This window comes from Streptomyces sp. CHD11 (assembly GCF_018638295.1).
Lineage (GTDB): Bacteria > Actinomycetota > Actinomycetes > Streptomycetales > Streptomycetaceae > Streptomyces.
This window is the reverse complement of the sequence record NZ_JABTTS010000009.1, coordinates 379,861-395,658: the sequence shown is the minus strand read 5'-3', so window position 1 is coordinate 395,658 and position 15,798 is coordinate 379,861. Positions and strand designations below refer to the sequence as shown.

Annotated in this window: 15 protein-coding genes; 9 read left to right on the top strand and 6 right to left on the bottom strand. The window is 72.6% G+C overall.

Annotated elements, in window-relative coordinates:
- Window positions 1-110 precede the first annotated feature (110 nt).
- The gene (gene trpS, locus HTV45_RS12500) at window positions 111-1,103 is read left to right on the top strand and encodes a tryptophan--tRNA ligase (protein ID WP_215205863.1); all 993 of its coding nucleotides are present in this window, start codon (window positions 111-113) and stop codon (window positions 1,101-1,103) included.
- A gap of 267 nt (window positions 1,104-1,370) precedes the next feature.
- Complete coding sequence (locus HTV45_RS12495; protein WP_215205770.1) at window positions 1,371-1,949, top strand: 2'-5' RNA ligase family protein; 579 nt, start codon at window positions 1,371-1,373, stop codon at window positions 1,947-1,949.
- A 16-nt stretch (window positions 1,950-1,965) separates the two neighbouring features.
- Here HTV45_RS12495 and HTV45_RS12490 read toward each other — a convergent pair whose 3' ends face one another.
- A complete protein-coding gene (locus HTV45_RS12490; protein ID WP_215205769.1) occupies window positions 1,966-2,721 on the bottom strand; it encodes a decaprenylphospho-beta-D-erythro-pentofuranosid-2-ulose 2-reductase in 756 nt (251 codons plus the stop codon).
- 36 nt (window positions 2,722-2,757) lie between these two features.
- Entirely contained in the window at window positions 2,758-4,113 is a 1,356-nt protein-coding gene (locus tag HTV45_RS12485; RefSeq protein ID WP_215205768.1) for an FAD-binding oxidoreductase, read from the bottom strand.
- A gap of 133 nt (window positions 4,114-4,246) precedes the next feature.
- On the opposite strand from HTV45_RS12485, the gene HTV45_RS12480 reads away from it, so the two are divergent.
- The 4 genes from HTV45_RS12480 to HTV45_RS12465 are packed head-to-tail and all read left to right on the top strand — an operon-like array spanning window position 4,247 to window position 7,072.
- Entirely contained in the window at window positions 4,247-4,780 is a 534-nt protein-coding gene (locus tag HTV45_RS12480) for a phosphatase PAP2 family protein (protein WP_215205767.1), read from the top strand.
- 5 nt (window positions 4,781-4,785) lie between these two features.
- Window positions 4,786-5,712 carry a decaprenyl-phosphate phosphoribosyltransferase gene (locus HTV45_RS12475; protein ID WP_251691998.1) on the top strand — a complete coding sequence of 309 codons (927 nt, stop codon included), beginning with the start codon at window positions 4,786-4,788 and terminating at the stop codon, window positions 5,710-5,712.
- On the top strand, window positions 5,709-6,146 hold the full coding sequence (locus tag HTV45_RS12470) for a GtrA family protein (RefSeq protein WP_308309497.1): 438 nt from the start codon (window positions 5,709-5,711) through the stop codon (window positions 6,144-6,146). The genes HTV45_RS12475 and HTV45_RS12470 overlap by 4 nt, the downstream gene beginning before the upstream one ends.
- Window positions 6,134-7,072 carry a YihY/virulence factor BrkB family protein gene (locus HTV45_RS12465; protein ID WP_215205765.1) on the top strand — a complete coding sequence of 313 codons (939 nt, stop codon included), beginning with the start codon at window positions 6,134-6,136 and terminating at the stop codon, window positions 7,070-7,072. The genes HTV45_RS12470 and HTV45_RS12465 overlap by 13 nt, the downstream gene beginning before the upstream one ends.
- Here HTV45_RS12465 and HTV45_RS12460 read toward each other — a convergent pair.
- Window positions 7,020-8,300 carry a D-alanyl-D-alanine carboxypeptidase family protein gene (locus tag HTV45_RS12460; RefSeq protein ID WP_368860824.1) on the bottom strand — a complete coding sequence of 427 codons (1,281 nt, stop codon included), beginning with the start codon at window positions 8,298-8,300 and terminating at the stop codon, window positions 7,020-7,022. The two genes, HTV45_RS12465 and HTV45_RS12460, sit on opposite strands and share 53 nt — an antisense overlap.
- A 91-nt stretch (window positions 8,301-8,391) precedes the next feature.
- Between HTV45_RS12460 and HTV45_RS12455 the strand changes: the two genes are divergently transcribed.
- Both HTV45_RS12455 and HTV45_RS12450 read left to right on the top strand, forming a co-directional pair.
- Window positions 8,392-8,643 (top strand): SCO4848 family membrane protein, encoded by a 252-nt coding sequence (locus tag HTV45_RS12455; protein ID WP_215205763.1) that lies wholly within the window; start codon window positions 8,392-8,394, stop codon window positions 8,641-8,643.
- Window positions 8,644-8,667: 24 nt separating this feature from the next.
- Window positions 8,668-9,999 carry a metallophosphoesterase gene (locus tag HTV45_RS12450; RefSeq protein ID WP_215205762.1) on the top strand — a complete coding sequence of 444 codons (1,332 nt, stop codon included), beginning with the start codon at window positions 8,668-8,670 and terminating at the stop codon, window positions 9,997-9,999.
- A 172-nt stretch (window positions 10,000-10,171) separates the two neighbouring features.
- On the opposite strand, the gene HTV45_RS12445 is transcribed toward HTV45_RS12450, so the two are convergent.
- Window positions 10,172-11,701, bottom strand: a complete 1,530-nt coding sequence (locus tag HTV45_RS12445; RefSeq protein WP_215205761.1) for an ATP-binding protein — start codon at window positions 11,699-11,701, stop codon at window positions 10,172-10,174.
- Window positions 11,698-12,387: a response regulator transcription factor gene (locus tag HTV45_RS12440; RefSeq protein WP_215205760.1), complete on the bottom strand. Its 690-nt coding sequence runs from the start codon at window positions 12,385-12,387 to the stop codon at window positions 11,698-11,700. The genes HTV45_RS12445 and HTV45_RS12440 overlap by 4 nt, the downstream gene beginning before the upstream one ends.
- A 163-nt stretch (window positions 12,388-12,550) precedes the next feature.
- Between HTV45_RS12440 and HTV45_RS12435 the strand changes: the two genes are divergently transcribed.
- Complete coding sequence (locus HTV45_RS12435) at window positions 12,551-14,980, top strand: MMPL family transporter (protein WP_215205861.1); 2,430 nt, start codon at window positions 12,551-12,553, stop codon at window positions 14,978-14,980.
- On the opposite strand, the gene HTV45_RS12430 is transcribed toward HTV45_RS12435, so the two are convergent.
- Window positions 14,973-15,761, bottom strand: coding sequence for a TetR/AcrR family transcriptional regulator (locus HTV45_RS12430; RefSeq protein ID WP_215205759.1), 789 nt, complete (start codon window positions 15,759-15,761; stop codon window positions 14,973-14,975). The genes HTV45_RS12435 and HTV45_RS12430 overlap by 8 nt on opposite strands.
- Window positions 15,762-15,798: the final 37 nt, after the last annotated feature.

Sequence of the window (15,798 nt, the reverse complement as noted above, 5' to 3'; positions counted from 1 at the left end):
GCTCTTGTTACACCGCCGGGCACGGATCGGTTCCCACCTGTTTCCGGCCGGTTCCGGACCGCCCCCCGATACCTGAGACAATGGTGGGCATGGCGACTGACCGACCCCGCGTGCTCTCCGGAATCCAGCCCACCGCAGGCTCGTTCCACCTCGGCAACTACCTCGGCGCCGTCCGCCAGTGGGTGGCGCTGCAGGAGACCCACGACGCGTTCTACATGGTCGTCGACCTGCACGCGATCACGCTGCCGCAGGACCCGCGGGAGCTGCGCGCCAACACCCGGCTCGCCGTCGCCCAGTTGCTGGCCGCCGGGCTCGACCCGGACCGCTGCACGCTCTTCGTGCAGAGCCATGTGCCCGAGCACGCCCAGCTCGCCTGGGTCATGAACTGCCTCACCGGCTTCGGCGAGGCCTCCCGCATGACCCAGTTCAAGGACAAGTCCGCCAGGCAGGGCGCCGACCGCGCCTCCGTCGGACTGTTCACCTACCCGATCCTCCAGGTCGCGGACATCCTGCTCTACCAGGCCGACGAGGTGCCGGTGGGCGAGGACCAGCGCCAGCACATCGAGCTCACCCGTGACCTCGCCGACCGTTTCAACGGCCGGTTCGGCGCGACGTTCGCCATGCCGAAGCCGTACATCCTCAAGGAGACGGCGAAGATCTACGACCTCCAGGACCCGTCGATCAAGATGAGCAAGTCGGCGTCGGCGCCCAAGGGCCTGATCAACCTCCTGGACGAGCCGAAGACCACCGCCAAGAAGGTGAAGAGCGCGGTCACCGACACCGACACGGTGATCCGCTACGACGTCGCCGAGAAGCCCGGTGTGAGCAATCTCCTCACCATCCACTCGACCCTCACCGGGGCGGACATCGCCGCCCTGGAGGAGAAGTACGCCGGCAAGGGCTACGGCGCGCTCAAGACGGACCTCGCCGAGATCATGATCGAGTTCGTGACCCCGTTCAGGGAGCGCACGCAGCAGTACCTGGACGACCCCGAGACGCTCGACTCGGTCCTGGCCAAGGGCGCGGAGAAGGCGCGTGCCGTCGCCGCGGAGACCCTCGCCCGGGCGTACGACCGGGTGGGCTTCCTGCCCGCCAAGCACTGACCCGCGCGACCGGCCCCGCCCACACCTCCCGGGCACCGGACCGTCACGGACCGCACCGGCGCTGAACCGGCCCACGGCCGCGGTCCGTATCACTACAGAGCGCTGCACATCACTCCCGTTGCGCCTGCCCGCGCCCGGGTCGTGGTCGTACAGTCGATATCCGGGTGACCGTCCCGGCGGTCACCCGGCGCTCACCGCGGCTTCACCGCCGCAGCCCGGACACATGCTTCATCGCACGCTTCACCACCACCGACGACAGGAGACGACGTGGGGACCGTAACGATCGGCGTGTCGATCGCGGTCCCGGAGCCTCACGGCAGCCGGCTTCAGCAGCTGCGCGCGGGCTTCGGCGACGTCGCGGCGCACGGCATCCCCACGCACGTCACCCTGCTGCCGCCGACGGAGATCGACGGCACCGGCCTGGCGGCCGTCGAGGCGCATCTGAGCGAGGTGGCCGCGGCCGCCCGCCCGTTCCCGATGCGCCTGTCCGGCACGGGCACCTTCCGGCCGCTGACCCCGGTGGTGTACGTACAGGTCGTCGAGGGCGGTGCGGCGTGCACCTGGCTGCAGAAGCGGGTCCGTGACGCCTCCGGCCCGATCCCCCGTGAGCTGCAGTTCCCGTACCACCCGCACGTCACCGTGGCGCACGGCATCGACGAGGCGGCCATGGACCGCGCCTACGAGGAGCTCGCCGACTACGTGGCCGAGTGGCCCTGCACCGGCTTCGGGCTCTACGAACAGGGCGCCGACGCCGTGTGGCGCAAGCTGCGCGAGTTCCCGTTCGGCTCCACCATGGTGCCCCCGCAGGCCGGGCGGGTGGACCGGGGCTCCGTCTCCGCCCACTGAACCTCCCCGCCGCCCCTCACACCGGCAGCCTGCGGAACACCCCGCGCGGCAGATGCCGCAGCGCCGACATCACCATCCGCAGCGCTCCCGGCACCCAGACCGTCTCCGCGCGGCGGCGCAGCCCCAGCTCCACGGCCGCCGCGACCGCCTCAGGAGTGGTGGCCAGCGGCGCCTCGGGCAGCCCGGCCGTCATCCGCGTACGGACGAACCCGGGGCGTACGACCATGACGTGCACGCCGGTGCCGTGCAGGGCGTCGCCGAGACCCTGGGCGAAGGCGTCCAGGCCGGCCTTGCTGGAGCCGTAGATGAAGTTCGCCCGCCGGGCCCGCTCGCCCGCGACGGACGACAGCACCACCAGGGAGCCGTGGCCCTGTGTCTGGAGCGCGCCCGCGCACACCAGGCCCGCCGAGACCGCGCCGGTGTAGTTGGTCTGCGCGACCCGTACCGCGGCCTCCGGGTCCCGTTCGTCGTGCGCCTGGTCGCCCAGGGTGCCGAAGGCGAGCAGCACCATGTCGATGTCGCCCTCCGCGAACACCTTGCCCAGGGCGTCCTCGTGGGCGGCCGGGGCGAGTGCGTCGAAGGCGACGGTACGCACCTCGGCGCCGAGGCCGCGCAGTTGGCCGGCGGCCTCGTCCAGGCCGGGGGAGGGGCGGCCTGCCAGCCACACCGTGCGGGTGCGGCGGGCGATCAGCCGCCGGGCGGTGGCCAGCGCGATCTCGGACGTACCGCCGAGGACGAGCAGGGACTGGGGGAGGCCGAAGGCGTCCTTCACGACAGCTCCTAAGACGGGGCGCGGGGGGTGAGGGGTTCAGAGGTGGAGCCGGCGGGAGAGGTCGGAGGTGAACACCGCGCGCGGGTCCAGTGCGGTGCGCAGCGCGCGGAAGTCGTCCAGGCGGGGGTACATGGCCGCGAGGAGTTCCGGGCGCAGCCGGGAGTCCTTGGCGAGGTAGACGCGTCCGCCGGCGCCGGCCACCTCCTCGTCGAGGGTGTCGAGGAAGCCGCCGAGGCCGGGCAGCGCCGCCGGGATGTCCAGGGCCAGGGTCCAGCCCGGCACGGGGAAGGAAAGCCAGCCGGGGTCGGCTTCGCCGAAGCGTTTGAGGACGGCGAGGAAGGACGGGCAGCGCCGTTCGGAGATCCGGCGCACGATCCGGCGCAGGGCGTCCTCCCGGCCGTGCCCGACGGCGAACTGGTACTGCACGAAGCCGCCCGGTCCGTAGACCCTGTTCCAGTGCGGTACGCCGTCCAGGGGGTGGAAGAAGGCGGGGATGCGCTGGAGCTGCCCCGTGCGGGCGCGGGGCGCCCTGCGGTACCAGAGTTCGTTGAAGAGCCCGACGGTGGTGCGGCTGAGCAGGCCCCCGGGGAGGAAGGAGGGGGCGGCGGGGAGGCTCGAGGTGCGGAAGGACAGGGGGGCCCCGCGCGCGCGGGTGCCGCGCGGCAACGCGTCCAGGGGCGCGTGGTCGCCGCGGGTGAGCACCGCTCGGCCGGTGGACCGGCCCCGGGCCAGCAGGTCGATCCAGGCGACCGAGTAGCGGTAGCGGTGGTCGGTGTCGGCGAGACGGGCCATCAGGTCGTCGAGGTCGCCGGCGCGTTCGGTGTCCACCGACATCCAGGAGGTCTCGACCGGCTGCAGCCGGACGGTCGCGGTGAGGATCACCCCGGTCAGGCCCATGCCGCCCGCGGTCGCCTCGAACAGCGGCGTGCCCGGTACGACCGTACGGACCTCGCCGTCGGCGGTGAGCAGTTCCAGGGACAGCACATGGCGGGAGAACGACCCGGAGACGTGGTGGTTCTTGCCGTGGATGTCGGCGCCGATCGCCCCGCCGACGGTCACATAGCGGGTGCCGGGGGTCACCGGTACGAACCAGCCGAGCGGCAGCAGCACCTCCATCAGCCGGTGCAGGGAGACGCCCGCGTCGCACAGCACGGTCCCGCCGTCCGCGTCGACCGCGTGCACGCGGTCCAGGCCCGTCATGTCGAGCACCGCGCCGCCCGCGTTCTGCGCCGCGTCCCCGTACGCCCGCCCCAGGCCCCGCGCGATACCCCCGCGGGCCCCGCAGTCCCGGACGGCCAGAGCCGCCTCCTCGTACGTCCGCGGGCGGATCAGCCGGGCGGCGGTGGGAGCGGTGCGGCCCCATCCCGTGACGGAAACGGTGTCGGCAGGCATGACGGTGACCGTATCGCCCCTATGTGACTCATTGGTTTCGAAACGTCATCGGCGTCCCCGAAACGGGTGATTAATGGGATGTCGCTCGATAGGCGCCGAATTATGGCCCGCCCAGGGTGAACAGTAGGTCCACATGGACGATCACCACGACCTCCCGCACCCCGGCGGTCTGCACGGCCTGGACCACCGGATCGTCGCCGCGCTCCGGGCCTGCGGCACGGATCCACGCGTGGCCGGTGCCGCGCGTGCCCTGTCCTGGGCGGGGGAGCACGGGGCGCTGTGGCTCGCGGCGGGTCTCGCCGGAGCCGTCGTGGACCGCCCCCGGCGCGGTGCCTGGCTGCGCGGCACCGCGCTCACCGCGGGCGCCCACGCCGCCAGCATGGGGGTGAAACGCGTGGTGCGCCGCCCCCGGCCCGCGCATGTCGAACCCCTGGTCGGCACGGTCGGCCGGCACTCCTTCCCCAGTTCGCACGCCACCTCCGCGGCGGCCGCCGCCGTCGCCTTCGGCGCGCTGGGCGCCCGCGCGGTGCCACCGCTGGCCGCCGCCGTGTGCGTCTCCCGCCTGGTGGCCGGCGTGCACTACCCCTCGGACGTGGCGGCCGGTGCGGCCCTCGGCGCCCTCACGGCCCGGCTCGGCGCCCGCTGGATGACGGGAGGCCCCGCGTGACCCTCCTGCGTGAGCGCTCGGACCGCCGGGCCGCCGAGCAGGCCGGCCAGGGCGGCCTGCTCGGCGGCCTGCTCAGAACCGCGCGTCCCAAGCAGTGGGTCAAGAACGTCCTGGTGATCGCCGCCCCGGCCGCCGCCGGAGAACTGTTCTCACCCGGCGCGCCGGCCCGGCTCGCCCTGGTCTTCGTCCTGTTCACCGCCTGTGCCGCCGCGGTCTACCTCGTCAACGACGCGCGCGACGCCGAGGCCGACCGGGCCCACCCCGCCAAGTGCCGCCGTCCGGTCGCCGCCGGCCGGGTCCCCGTACCGGCCGCCTACGCCGCCGGGATCACCCTCGGCGTCCTCGCGCCCCTCGTCGCCTCCCGGCTGTGCCCGCCGGAGGTCACCGTGCTGCTGACCGCGTACCTCGCCATGCAGATGGCGTACTGCGTCAGCCTCAAGCACGTCCTCGTCGTCGACCTCGCCGTCGTCACCACCGGTTTCGTGATGCGCGCGGTGATCGGCGGGCTCGCCCTCGACATCCCGCTCTCCCGCTGGTTCCTGATCACCACCGGGTTCGGCGCCCTGTTCATGGTGGCGGCCAAACGCTACTCCGAGGCCGTGCAGACGGCCGGGCAGGCGGGCGCCACGCGTGCGCTGCTCACCGAGTACACCACCGGCTACCTCCGCTTCGTCTGGCAGCTCGCCGCCGGCGTGGCCGTCCTCGGCTACTGCCTGTGGGCCCTGGAGGAGGGTGGGGTGCCGCACACCAGCGTGCTGCCCTGGCGGCAGCTGTCCGTGGTCGCCTTCGTCCTCGCGGTCCTCCGGTACGCCGTGTTCGCCGACCGGGGGACCGCGGGCGAACCCGAGGAGGTGGTGCTGGGCGACCGCGCCCTCGCGCTCATCGGCGTGGTGTGGGTGGCGATGTACGCCGCCGCGGTGGCGGACTGGTGAGAGACCGTCTGCTCCGGCACCGGCGGGAGCTTCTCGGTTTCGCCACCGTGGGACTGCTCGCGTACGCCGTCGACCTCGCCCTCTTCCTCTGGCTGCGCGGCCCCGCCGGACTCGGCCCGCTCACCGCCAAGGCCCTCTCCTTCGTCGCGGGCTGTGCGGTCGCCTACGCGGGCAACGCGTACGGCACCTACCGCGGCACCCGGGTGCGCGGCGCGCGTCCCTACGCGATGTTCTTCGCGGTCAACCTCGCGGGCGCCGCCGTCCAGCTGCTGTGCCTGACCGTCAGCCACTACGGCCTTGGCTTCACCTCGCGGCGCGCGGACACGGTCTCCGGCGCGGTGATCGGTATGGCTCTGGCCACCGGAGTCCGTTTCTGGGGCACCAGGACATTGGTCTTCCGCAATACGGGCAGAGTCGGCTCATGGACTGGCTGAAAAAGCTCCCGGGCGTCGGGCCGTATCTGGCGCGGCTGATGCGCACCCACGCGTGGCGTTCGTACGAGCGGCTGGACCGCGTGCACTGGACACGACTGGCCGCGGCGTTGACGTTCCGCAGTTTCGTCGCGCTGTTCCCGCTGCTCACCGTGGCCGCCGCGATCGGTGCCGCCACCCTCGGCCGGGACCGCCAGGACGCCCTCCAGGACAAGATCACCGACCAGGTGCCCGGCATCTCCGACCAGGTCGGGGACCTGGTGCAGAACGCGGGCACCGTCGGCCTCATCGCCGGCGCCGCCCTGCTGTTCACCGGCGTCAGCTGGGCCGGTGCGATGCGCGACTGCCTCCGCGCGGTGTGGGAACTGCCCGAGGAGGAGGAGAACCCGCTGCTGCGCAAGGCCAAGGACGCGGGCATCCTGCTCGGGCTCGGCGGCGCGCTCCTGGCCACCCTCGCCGCCTCCGCCGTCGCCTCCGCGCTGGTCGGCCGGATCAGCGACGCCATCGGACTGGAGAAGGGCGGCTGGGGCGGGATCGTGCTGCACGTGGCGGCGTTCGCCGTCGCCGTGGGAGCCGACTTCCTGCTCCTGCTCTACGTGCTCACCCAGCTCCCCGGCGTGGAACCCACCCGGCACCGGCTGACCGTCGCCGCACTCACCGGCGCCATCGGCCTGGAACTGCTGAAGCTGCTCCTCAGCGGTTATGTGCAGGGCGTGGCCGCGAGGAGCGTGTACGGCGCGTTCGGCGTCCCCGTGGCCCTGCTGCTGTGGATCAACTTCACCATGAAGGCGGTCCTGTTCTGCGCCGCCTGGACGGCGACGCCGAGCAGTCCGGACGAGGCGGACGAGGCGGACGAGGCGGACCGGAGGGACGGGGTCACGGACGCGGGCGGCGGCGCACCAGGTCCGGCAGCGGCCAGCGCCGGTTGACCAGGAACGCGCCGCCCGCGAGCGCCACCAGCACCCCGCCGGTGATGCCCAGCGCGGTCCCCATGCCGTCCGTCGCGCTGCCCGCCGCGGCGCTCGCGACCGGTTTCGCGCCGGCTCCGGCCCCGGTGCCTCCGGCCTCACCGGGGGAGGCGGACGCTCCCGGCCGGGCACCGGCCCGCACCGCGCTCCGCGGCGGCACCAGTTCGCCGACCGGCTCGACCTTGCCGACCGCCTTGAAACCCCAGTCGAAGAGCCGCGCGGTCTCCTTGTAGACCTCGTTGGACGCGTCCTTCTGCGGGTTCATCACGGTCACCAGCAGCACCTTGCCCCGCTGCTCGGCGACACCGGTGAAGGTGGCGCCGGCGTTGGTGGTGTTGCCGTTCTTCACGCCGGCTATGCCCTGGTAGACGGGCAGGCCGCTGTCACCGCTCAGCAGCCGGTTGGTGTTCTGGATCTCGAAGGACTTGCGGACCTTCCTGCCCTTCTTGTTCTTCTTCGTCTCCCCCGGGAACTTCGCCCGCACCGTCGAGGCGTACTCCCGGAAGTCCTTCTTCTGCAGCCCCGAACGGGCGATCAGCGTCAGGTCGTAGGCGGACGACACCTGCCCTTCCGCGTCGTAACCGTCCGGGCTGACGGCGTGGGTGTCCAGGGCCTGGAGCTCCTCGGCGTGCGCGTTCATCTCCCCGACGGTCTTCTCCACCCCGCCGTTCATCGCCGACAGCACGTGCACCGCGTCGTTGCCGGAACGGAGGAAGACACCCAGCCACAGGTCGCGGACCGAGTAGGTCTCCTCCTCCTTGATCCCGACCATGCTGGAACCGGGCCCGACGCCGGCCAGGTCGGAGACTTCCACCTTGTGCCGTGCCGTCCCGGGCCACTTGGGCAGCAGCGCGTCGGCGAACAGCATCTTGAGGGTGCTCGCCGGAGCCAGCCGCCAGTGCGCGTTGTGTGCGGCGAGCACGTCTCCGGACTCGGCGTCGGCGACGATCCAGGACCGGGCCGACAGGCCCTTCGGCAGTACGGGCACTCCCCGCGCCAGATCGACCTGGGTGCCGGGCTGCCCGAGCCGGGTGCCGCCCACCGTCGACATGTTCGCCGGGGGAGTGGCCGACGGTGTGGCCGACGGCTTGGGGGCCGCCAGGGCGACGGGCGCGGTCAGCGCGGTGGACAGCAGGAGCGTGGACGCGACCAGCAACGGGCGCCGGACGGTCTTCTTGGGTGCGGGCACGGTCGGAAACGTACATGCCCCTCCAGAGGATGTCCCGCCCCGGTCCCCACCCCGGGCAAGGAACCGGACACCGCCCGGTGATACTGGAGCCATGAAGCTCAGCCGCCCCGTCTCCTGGTTCCTGCTCGCCTTCGGGGTGTGGAGCTGGATCATCTGGGTCACTTTCGTCAGGAACCTGGTCAAGGACGGCAGCGGGCTGGCGTTCGAGGACGGGAATCCCACGGCGTACTTCTTCGTTCATCTGACGCTTGCCGTTGTCTCCTTCCTCTTGGGGACGGTCATCGGGGGCATCGGGTTGCGCGGGCTGCGCGCACTGAGCCGGACGCCGGAGACGGCGTCGTAACGACGAAGCAGGGAACTCCGCACCGTGGTCATCGTCTTCGTACTCATCGCGCTGCTGGTCCTGGCCGTCCTGGTGACGGGCAACTGGTATGTCTGGCGGCGTCTGTTCCGGGACACCACACGGGGTCCGGGCGCGGTGCGCCGCGCGGGTGCGGTGGTGATCGCCGGGGGCTGGACGCTGACGGTCGCGGCGATGGCCGCCGACTCGGCCGGGGCTCCCTTCTGGCTCCAGCAGGTGCTGGCCTGGCCGGGGTTCCTGTGGCTGGCGCTGTCGCTGTATCTGCTGCTCGCGGTGCTCGCGGGCGAGCTGGTACGGCCGGTGCTGCGCAGGGTGCTGGAGCGGCGGGACCGGGCGGCGCGAGGGCCGGCCGCACCGGCGGACGTGCCGGCGAGGCCTGAGGCGATACCGGCGGGGCAGGGCGCGTCCGCCCGGACCGACGCAGCGGGCGCGGGACCGGCCGGGGACGGCCCCGGGTCCGGCAGCGAGCCGGGGGCGTCCATGGCGCCGGAGACGCCCGTGCCGCCGGCCGGCCCCTCGCGGCGTCTCTTCGTCTCCCGTGTCGTCGGCGGGGCGGCCGCCGCGGCGGCCGTGGGGACCGTCGGCTACGGGACGTACGGGGTGCTGCGCGGACCGGGGGTGAAGCGGGTCACCGTACCGCTGGCGAAGCTGCCCCGCGCGGCGCACGGTTTCCGTATCGCGGTCGTCAGCGACGTGCACCTCGGGCCGGTGCTCGGGCGGGGGTTCGCGCAGAAGGTCGTCGACACGATCAACTCGACCCAGCCGGATCTGATCGCGGTGGTCGGGGACCTGGTGGACGGCAGCGTGAAGGATCTGGGGCCGGCCGCGGCGCCGCTGGCGCAGCTGAGGGCCCGTCACGGTTCGTTCTTCGTCACCGGAAACCACGAGTACTTCTCCGGCGCCGAGCAGTGGGTCGAGGAGGTGCGGCGGCTCGGGCTGAACCCGCTGGAGAACGCGCGGACGGAGCTGCCGTACTTCGATCTGGCCGGGGTCAACGACGTGGCGGGGGAGGGCGAGGGGCAGGGGCCGGACTATGCGAAGGCGCTCGGGGACCGTGACCGCGATCGGGCGTGTGTACTGCTGGCCCACCAGCCGGTGCAGGTTCATGACGCCGTCGACCACGGGGTGGACCTGCAGCTCTCCGGACACACGCATGGGGGACAGCTGTGGCCCGGCAGCCTCGTCGCGGGCGCGGTGAACCCCACGCTGGCCGGTCTCGACCGGTACGGGGACACCCAGCTGTACGTGAGCCGGGGGGCCGGGGCATGGGGGCCGCCCACGCGGGTGGGCGCGCCCTCGGACATCACGGTGATCGAGCTGGCGTCGCGGAGGGCGTGATCGGCCGGGGCGGAGCGCCTGCCCTGATCCGCGCAACGGCCGACGCCGGCCACCGCACGGACGGCGGCGTCCCGGCCGCCCGGCGTCCCGTGCGGCGACCGCCGCCGGTACAGCCGCGGGTGTCGTCGGACGAGACGGACGGGGTGCCGCGCCGGACGGCGCGCGGTCCGGCTCAGCCGGAGTCGACGGCGGTTCCGGCGGGCGCTCTCGCCGGTGAGGGTGGCGTCGGCCCGTCCACGGCCTCGTCATCCGCCCGCCTCCGCGCGGGCAGCGTCACGGTGGCCGCCAGGCCCTCGCCCGGCCGCGTCCGCACCGACACCTCACCCCCGTGGGCCCAGACCACCCCCTGCACGATCGCCATCCCCAGCCCGCTGCCCGTACCGCCGCCCGCACGGAAGAACCGGTCGAACACCCGCGCCGCGTCCCCCGCCGCGAGCCCGGGCCCGTCGTCCGCCACGGACAGCCGCACCACGCCGTCGTCCGTGCGGACCGCGCCCAGCCGCACCGCGACGTCCGCCGGAGTGTGCGTGCGGACGTTGCCCAGCAGATTGCCGATCACCTGCCGCAGCCCGGCCTCGTCCGCGTGCACCAGCACTGATCCGTCCGCGTCCACGGTCACCGGCCGCTCCGGCTGCTGCACCCGCAGATCCTCCGCCGCCTCCCGCAGCAGCCGGCACACGTCCACGTTCCGTAGCCGCAGTTCGGGACGCTGGTCCAGCCGGGCCAGCACCAGCAGTTCGTCGACCAGCCGCCCCATCCGGTCGGACTCCGCCATCATCCGGTCCCAGGCCCGCTTGCGTTCCGTGGGCTCCCGCAGCATCCCGCGGTCGTGCAGCTGGAGGTATCCCCGTATCGCGGCCAGCGGTGTGCGCAGTTCGTGCGAGGCGTCGGCGACGAACCGCCGCAGCTGGGCCGCGCTGCGCTCGCGGGTCCGGTAGGCCGACTCCACCTGCTGGAGCATCGAGTTGAGCGCGACCCGCAGTTGCTCCACCTCGAGGATCGGATCCCGGCTGGAGGGGACGCGCCGGGTCAGGTCGCCCTCCGCGATCGCCGAGGACGTCTCCACCATGTCCTCCAGCGGCCGCATCCGCCGCCGCACGCTGAACATGGTCAGGCAGGCCAGCAGCAGCAACAGCAGTGTGCCGATGGCCAGATCGAGCTTGACCGCCCTGGTGACACCTTCGTGCACCGCCTCGGTGGAGGTGGCGATCAGGATGTGGGTGCCGTCGGAGAGCCGGGTGGCGGTGACGCGGTAGGGAGCTCCGCGGACGGTGACGTCGTGCGGTTCCGGGTCCTCGACCAGGGCGCGCGCGTCGCCCGCCGCGTCCGCCAGGGCACGCTGTGCCTCGGTCGGTGCGAAGCCGAGGATGCCGATGGGTTCGCCCCGGGTGTCGACGGCGGCGAAGACCGAGTCCGGGTCGTTGTCCCGGTCGAAGTCCTCGTCCGCCCGGTCGCGGAAGAAGCTCAGCGCGCTCAGCGAGTCGATCTGACGCAAAGTCAGCTCCGACCCGCCCAGCGAGTCACGGTTCGCGGTCAACTCCATGTCGATCTGGTCCAGCAGGTAGTAGCGCATGCCCATCACGCTCACCACGGTGGCCGCCACGATGCCCAGGGCCAGCAGCACCACATTGGCCAGGGTCAGCTGCCCGCGCAGCGAGTGGATGCCGCGCGCGCGGCGCGGCCGTCGGAACGCCGGCCTCATGTGAGCCCGTACCCGACCCCGCGCCGGGTGGTGATCACCGGCGGTCCGATCGTGTCGAGTTTGCGCCGCAGGTAGCTGATGTAGGTCTCCACCACGGTCGACTCCGGCGGGGTGTGCTCGTACTGCCATACGTGCCGCAACAGTTGCTCCTTGGGGACGATCCGGCCGCCGTTGCGCACCAGGAAGCGCAGCAGGGCGTACTCGGTGGGGGTGAGCTCGACCGTGCGGCCCGCGCGGCGCACCGAGTACGTCGTCTCGTCCAGCTCCAGGTCGCCGTGGCGCAGCGGCGCGCGCTGCGGCAGTACGTCGGCGGAGCGGGTGCGGCGCAGCACGGCGGTGACACGGGCGACGACCTCGTCGATGTTGAACGGCTTGGTGATGTAGTCGTCGCCGAAGCCCAGGGCGCCGACGATCTCGGCGGGCGCGTCCCGGGCGGTGAGGAACACCAGCGCCAGCTCCGGCCTCCGCAGGCGGAGTTCGCGGCCCAGAGCGCGGCCGTCGCCGTCCGGCAGCATGACGTCGAGCAGGGCGGCGTCCGGGCGGGTGTGCTCGGTGAGCGTGAGCGCCTCACGGACGGTGCCGGCGATCATGACCTCGAAACGGTGGTAGCGCAGGGCGATGGCGAGGACGTCCGAGATGCTCTCCTCGTCCTCCACGACCAGCACGGTGCCGGGAGCTGTCGTCATGCCGTCCAGTATCCGCGCGGACGGTGCCGGCCGTACGGGTTCGCGCCTTGGAGTTCCTTGAGAGTCCCGCGCAAGTCGTGTCGCCGGGCGGGTGCCGGGGTCGATTCTGCTGCCAGGACCTGGGGGACCGACGATTCGACGAAGGAGCTAAGACGTGGCGGCTTTGGCACGCTGGTGCTATCGGCACCGGGTGGTGGTCCTGTTGCTGTGGGTGGGGGCGCTGTTCGGACTGGGGGCGTCCGCCAGCAGCGCGGGCACGAACTACGCGGAGATCCTCTCGCTTCCGGACACCGACTCCAAGCGGGCGTACGACCTGATGGAGCAGGCGTTCCCGGAACGCGCCGGCGACACCGACACCGTGGTGTGGAAGGTCGAACAGGGTTCCGTGCGCGACGACTCCGTACGGTCCCGGATCGAGCCGGCGCTGCGGGAGATCGGGCGGATGGAGGGCGTCGGCGACGTCACCGGCCCGTACGGCGACCGGGGCGCGGCGCAGATCAGCGAGGACGGGCGGATCGCCTACGCGCAGGTGACGTTCGCCGAACAGGCGAACGCGATACCGAAGGAGCTGGTCCAGGACGTCGTCGACACGGCGCAGGACGCCCGGGGCGACGGACTTCAGGTGGAGCTGGGCGGCCAGGCCATCACGCGCGTCCAGGAGCCGCCGACGGGCACGGCCGAACTGGTCGGCGTCCTCGCCGCCTCCGTCGTGCTGTTCGTGGCCTTCGGGTCCTTCTTCGCGATGCTGCTGCCGCTCGTGGTCGCCCTCTTCGGCGTCGGCAGCGGCGTGTTCGGCGCCCAGCTGCTCAGCCATGTCACCAACGTCCCCGAAATCGCCACGCTGCTCTCCACGTTGATCGGTCTCGGCGTCGGCATCGACTACGCCCTGTTCATCGTCACCCGGCACCGGCGCGGCCTCCTGCGCGGTGTCGACCCGGAGGAGGCGGCGGTCACCGCCCTCAACACCGCCGGCCGCGCGGTGCTGTTCGCGGGCGGCACGGTGTGCATCGCGCTCGCCGGGATGCTGGTGACGAACCTGCGGTTCCTGGACGGCGTGGTCATCGGCACCACACTCACCGTCGTGCTGAGCGTGCTCGCCGCCGTCACCCTGCTGCCCGCGCTGCTCGGCCTGCTCGGCCACCGGGTGCTCAGCCGCCGCCAGCGCCGCCGGCTCGCGGCCGAGGGGCCCCGGACCGAGGCGGTGGGCGGTCTCGCCGCGCGCTGGTCCGCCGGCGTCGAGCGCCGCCCGCGTTCCGTCGCCGTGCTGGCCGTCGTGGTGATGGCCGTGCTGGCGATCCCGCTGCTGTCCCTGCGGCTGGGCACCGTGGACCAGGGCAGCGACGACTCCTCCATGACCACCCGGCAGGCCTACGACCTGCTCGCCGAGGGCTTCGGCCCCGGCTTCAACGGACCGCTCCAGGTGGTCGTGGACGGTGAGGCCTCCGACACTCTGGTGACGGCCGTGAGGGAGACCGAGGGCGTCGCCCAGGTCGCCGCGGTGCCGCCCACGAACGGTGTGAGCGTCATCCAGGTCATTCCCACCACCTCACCTCAGGACGAGGAGACGGACCGCCTCATCGACACCCTGCGCGAGGAGGTCATCCCGGACGCCGGGGCCGATGCCCATGTCGGAGGCGTGACCGCGGTGTCGAAGGACTTCGCGTCGGTGACGGGGGACCGGCTGCCGCTGTTCGTCGCCACGATCATCGGCCTCGGCCTGCTGCTCCTGATGCTGGCGTTCCGTTCCGTGGTGGTGCCGCTGACGGCCGCCGTGATGAACCTGCTCGCGGCGGCGGCCTCCTTCGGCGTCCTCGTGGCGGTCTTCCAGTGGGGCTTCGGACTGGACGCGTTGGGTCTCGGCCAGGAGGGCCCCATCGACTCCTTCCTGCCGATCATCATGCTGTCCCTGCTGTTCGGCCTCTCCATGGACTACCAGGTGTTCCTGGTGAGCCGGATGCACGAGGAGTGGGTGCACACCCAGGACAACGCCCGCGCGGTGCGCGTCGGCCTCGCGGAGACCAGCCGGGTCATCAACTCGGCCGCCCTGATCATGGTCTGCGTCTTCCTCGCCTTCGTGCTCAGCGGCAACTACGGAGCGGCCATGGCGGGCGTCGGCCTGGCCGCCGCGGTCGCGCTGGACGCGTTCATCCTGCGCACGGCGCTGGTCCCGGCCGTGATGCATCTGCTCGGCCGGTCCAACTGGTGGCTGCCCGCGGGCCTGGAGAAGCGGCTGCCGCATCTGGCGGTCGAACCCGCGGAGGACGCCCCGGCGCCGGGCTCCGGGACGCCGCCGGCGATCCCCGCCCAGCGCGGCGGACCCTCCTCGGTCGTCCACGGCTTCGTGCGCGCGGTCGACGGTGAGCCGGTCGAGGGCGCGGCCGTCACCCTGATGACCTCCGGAGGCCGTCAGCTGGACCGGGTCGTCTCCCACGCCGACGGCGCGTACATCCTCTCCGTACCGGGCCCGGGTACGTATCTGCTCTCGGCCACGGAGAGTTCGCACGGCTCCCGCGCGGCGCACGTGACCGTCGCGGACGGGCCGCTGGTGCACGACGTGGAACTGGCGCCCGGAGGGGTGGACGCCGTCAGCTGACGGTGCCGGGGCGCCCGTCGTCGTCGACGGGCGCCTCCTTCCGCGTGGGCGCCGCCTTCCTCGCGGGGTCCGGGAACGCCCTCGTCATCCCGGGGAGGAACTCCGTGAACAGTTCGTGCACCTCGCTGACCAGCGGCCGCAGCACCCGGAAGCGGGCCAGGGCGACCCCCCGCGCGGTGAGCCGGGCGCCCCGCTCGGCCAGCCGGTAACTGCGCTCCCGCCCCTCGGTGCGGTCGAAGATCCAGTACAGGCAGAGTCCCATCTGCGACAGCCACATCAGCTCGGGCAGGATGTCCCGCAGTTCCGCCGGCACCTTGGTCCTCGTCCCGGCCAGCACCGACCGGTGCACGCTGATCGCCTCCAGGCGCGCGTGCTCCGACTCCGGGGAGAAAGGGCTGAGCGGACTGTCCGGGTCGGCCGCGTTCTTGAAGAACTGCACCGCGAACTCGTGGTACGGCGTGGCGATGTCCAGCCACGCCTTCAGCACGCCCGCGAGCCGCGCCTCCAGGTCGGTCTCCCGGGCCAGCACCTCCCGGGCCGCCAGCTGGTGCTCGGCGGCGATCCGGTCGTAGAAGCCCTGGATCAGGTGCTCCTTGCCCTCGAAGTAGTAGTACGCGTTGCCGACGGAGACACCGGCCTCCTTGGCGATGGCCCGCATGGTCGTCTTGTCGTACCCGTGCTCCTGGAACAGCCGCATGGCCGTCTGGAGGATCAGGGCGCGGGTCTGCTCGGACTTGCTGAGGGTGGCGCCGTCGTCGGGGCCGTCGTTCTTCGCGGACACGGGAACAGAGCCTAACGTCCGGTGCGGGCGCCCTCCG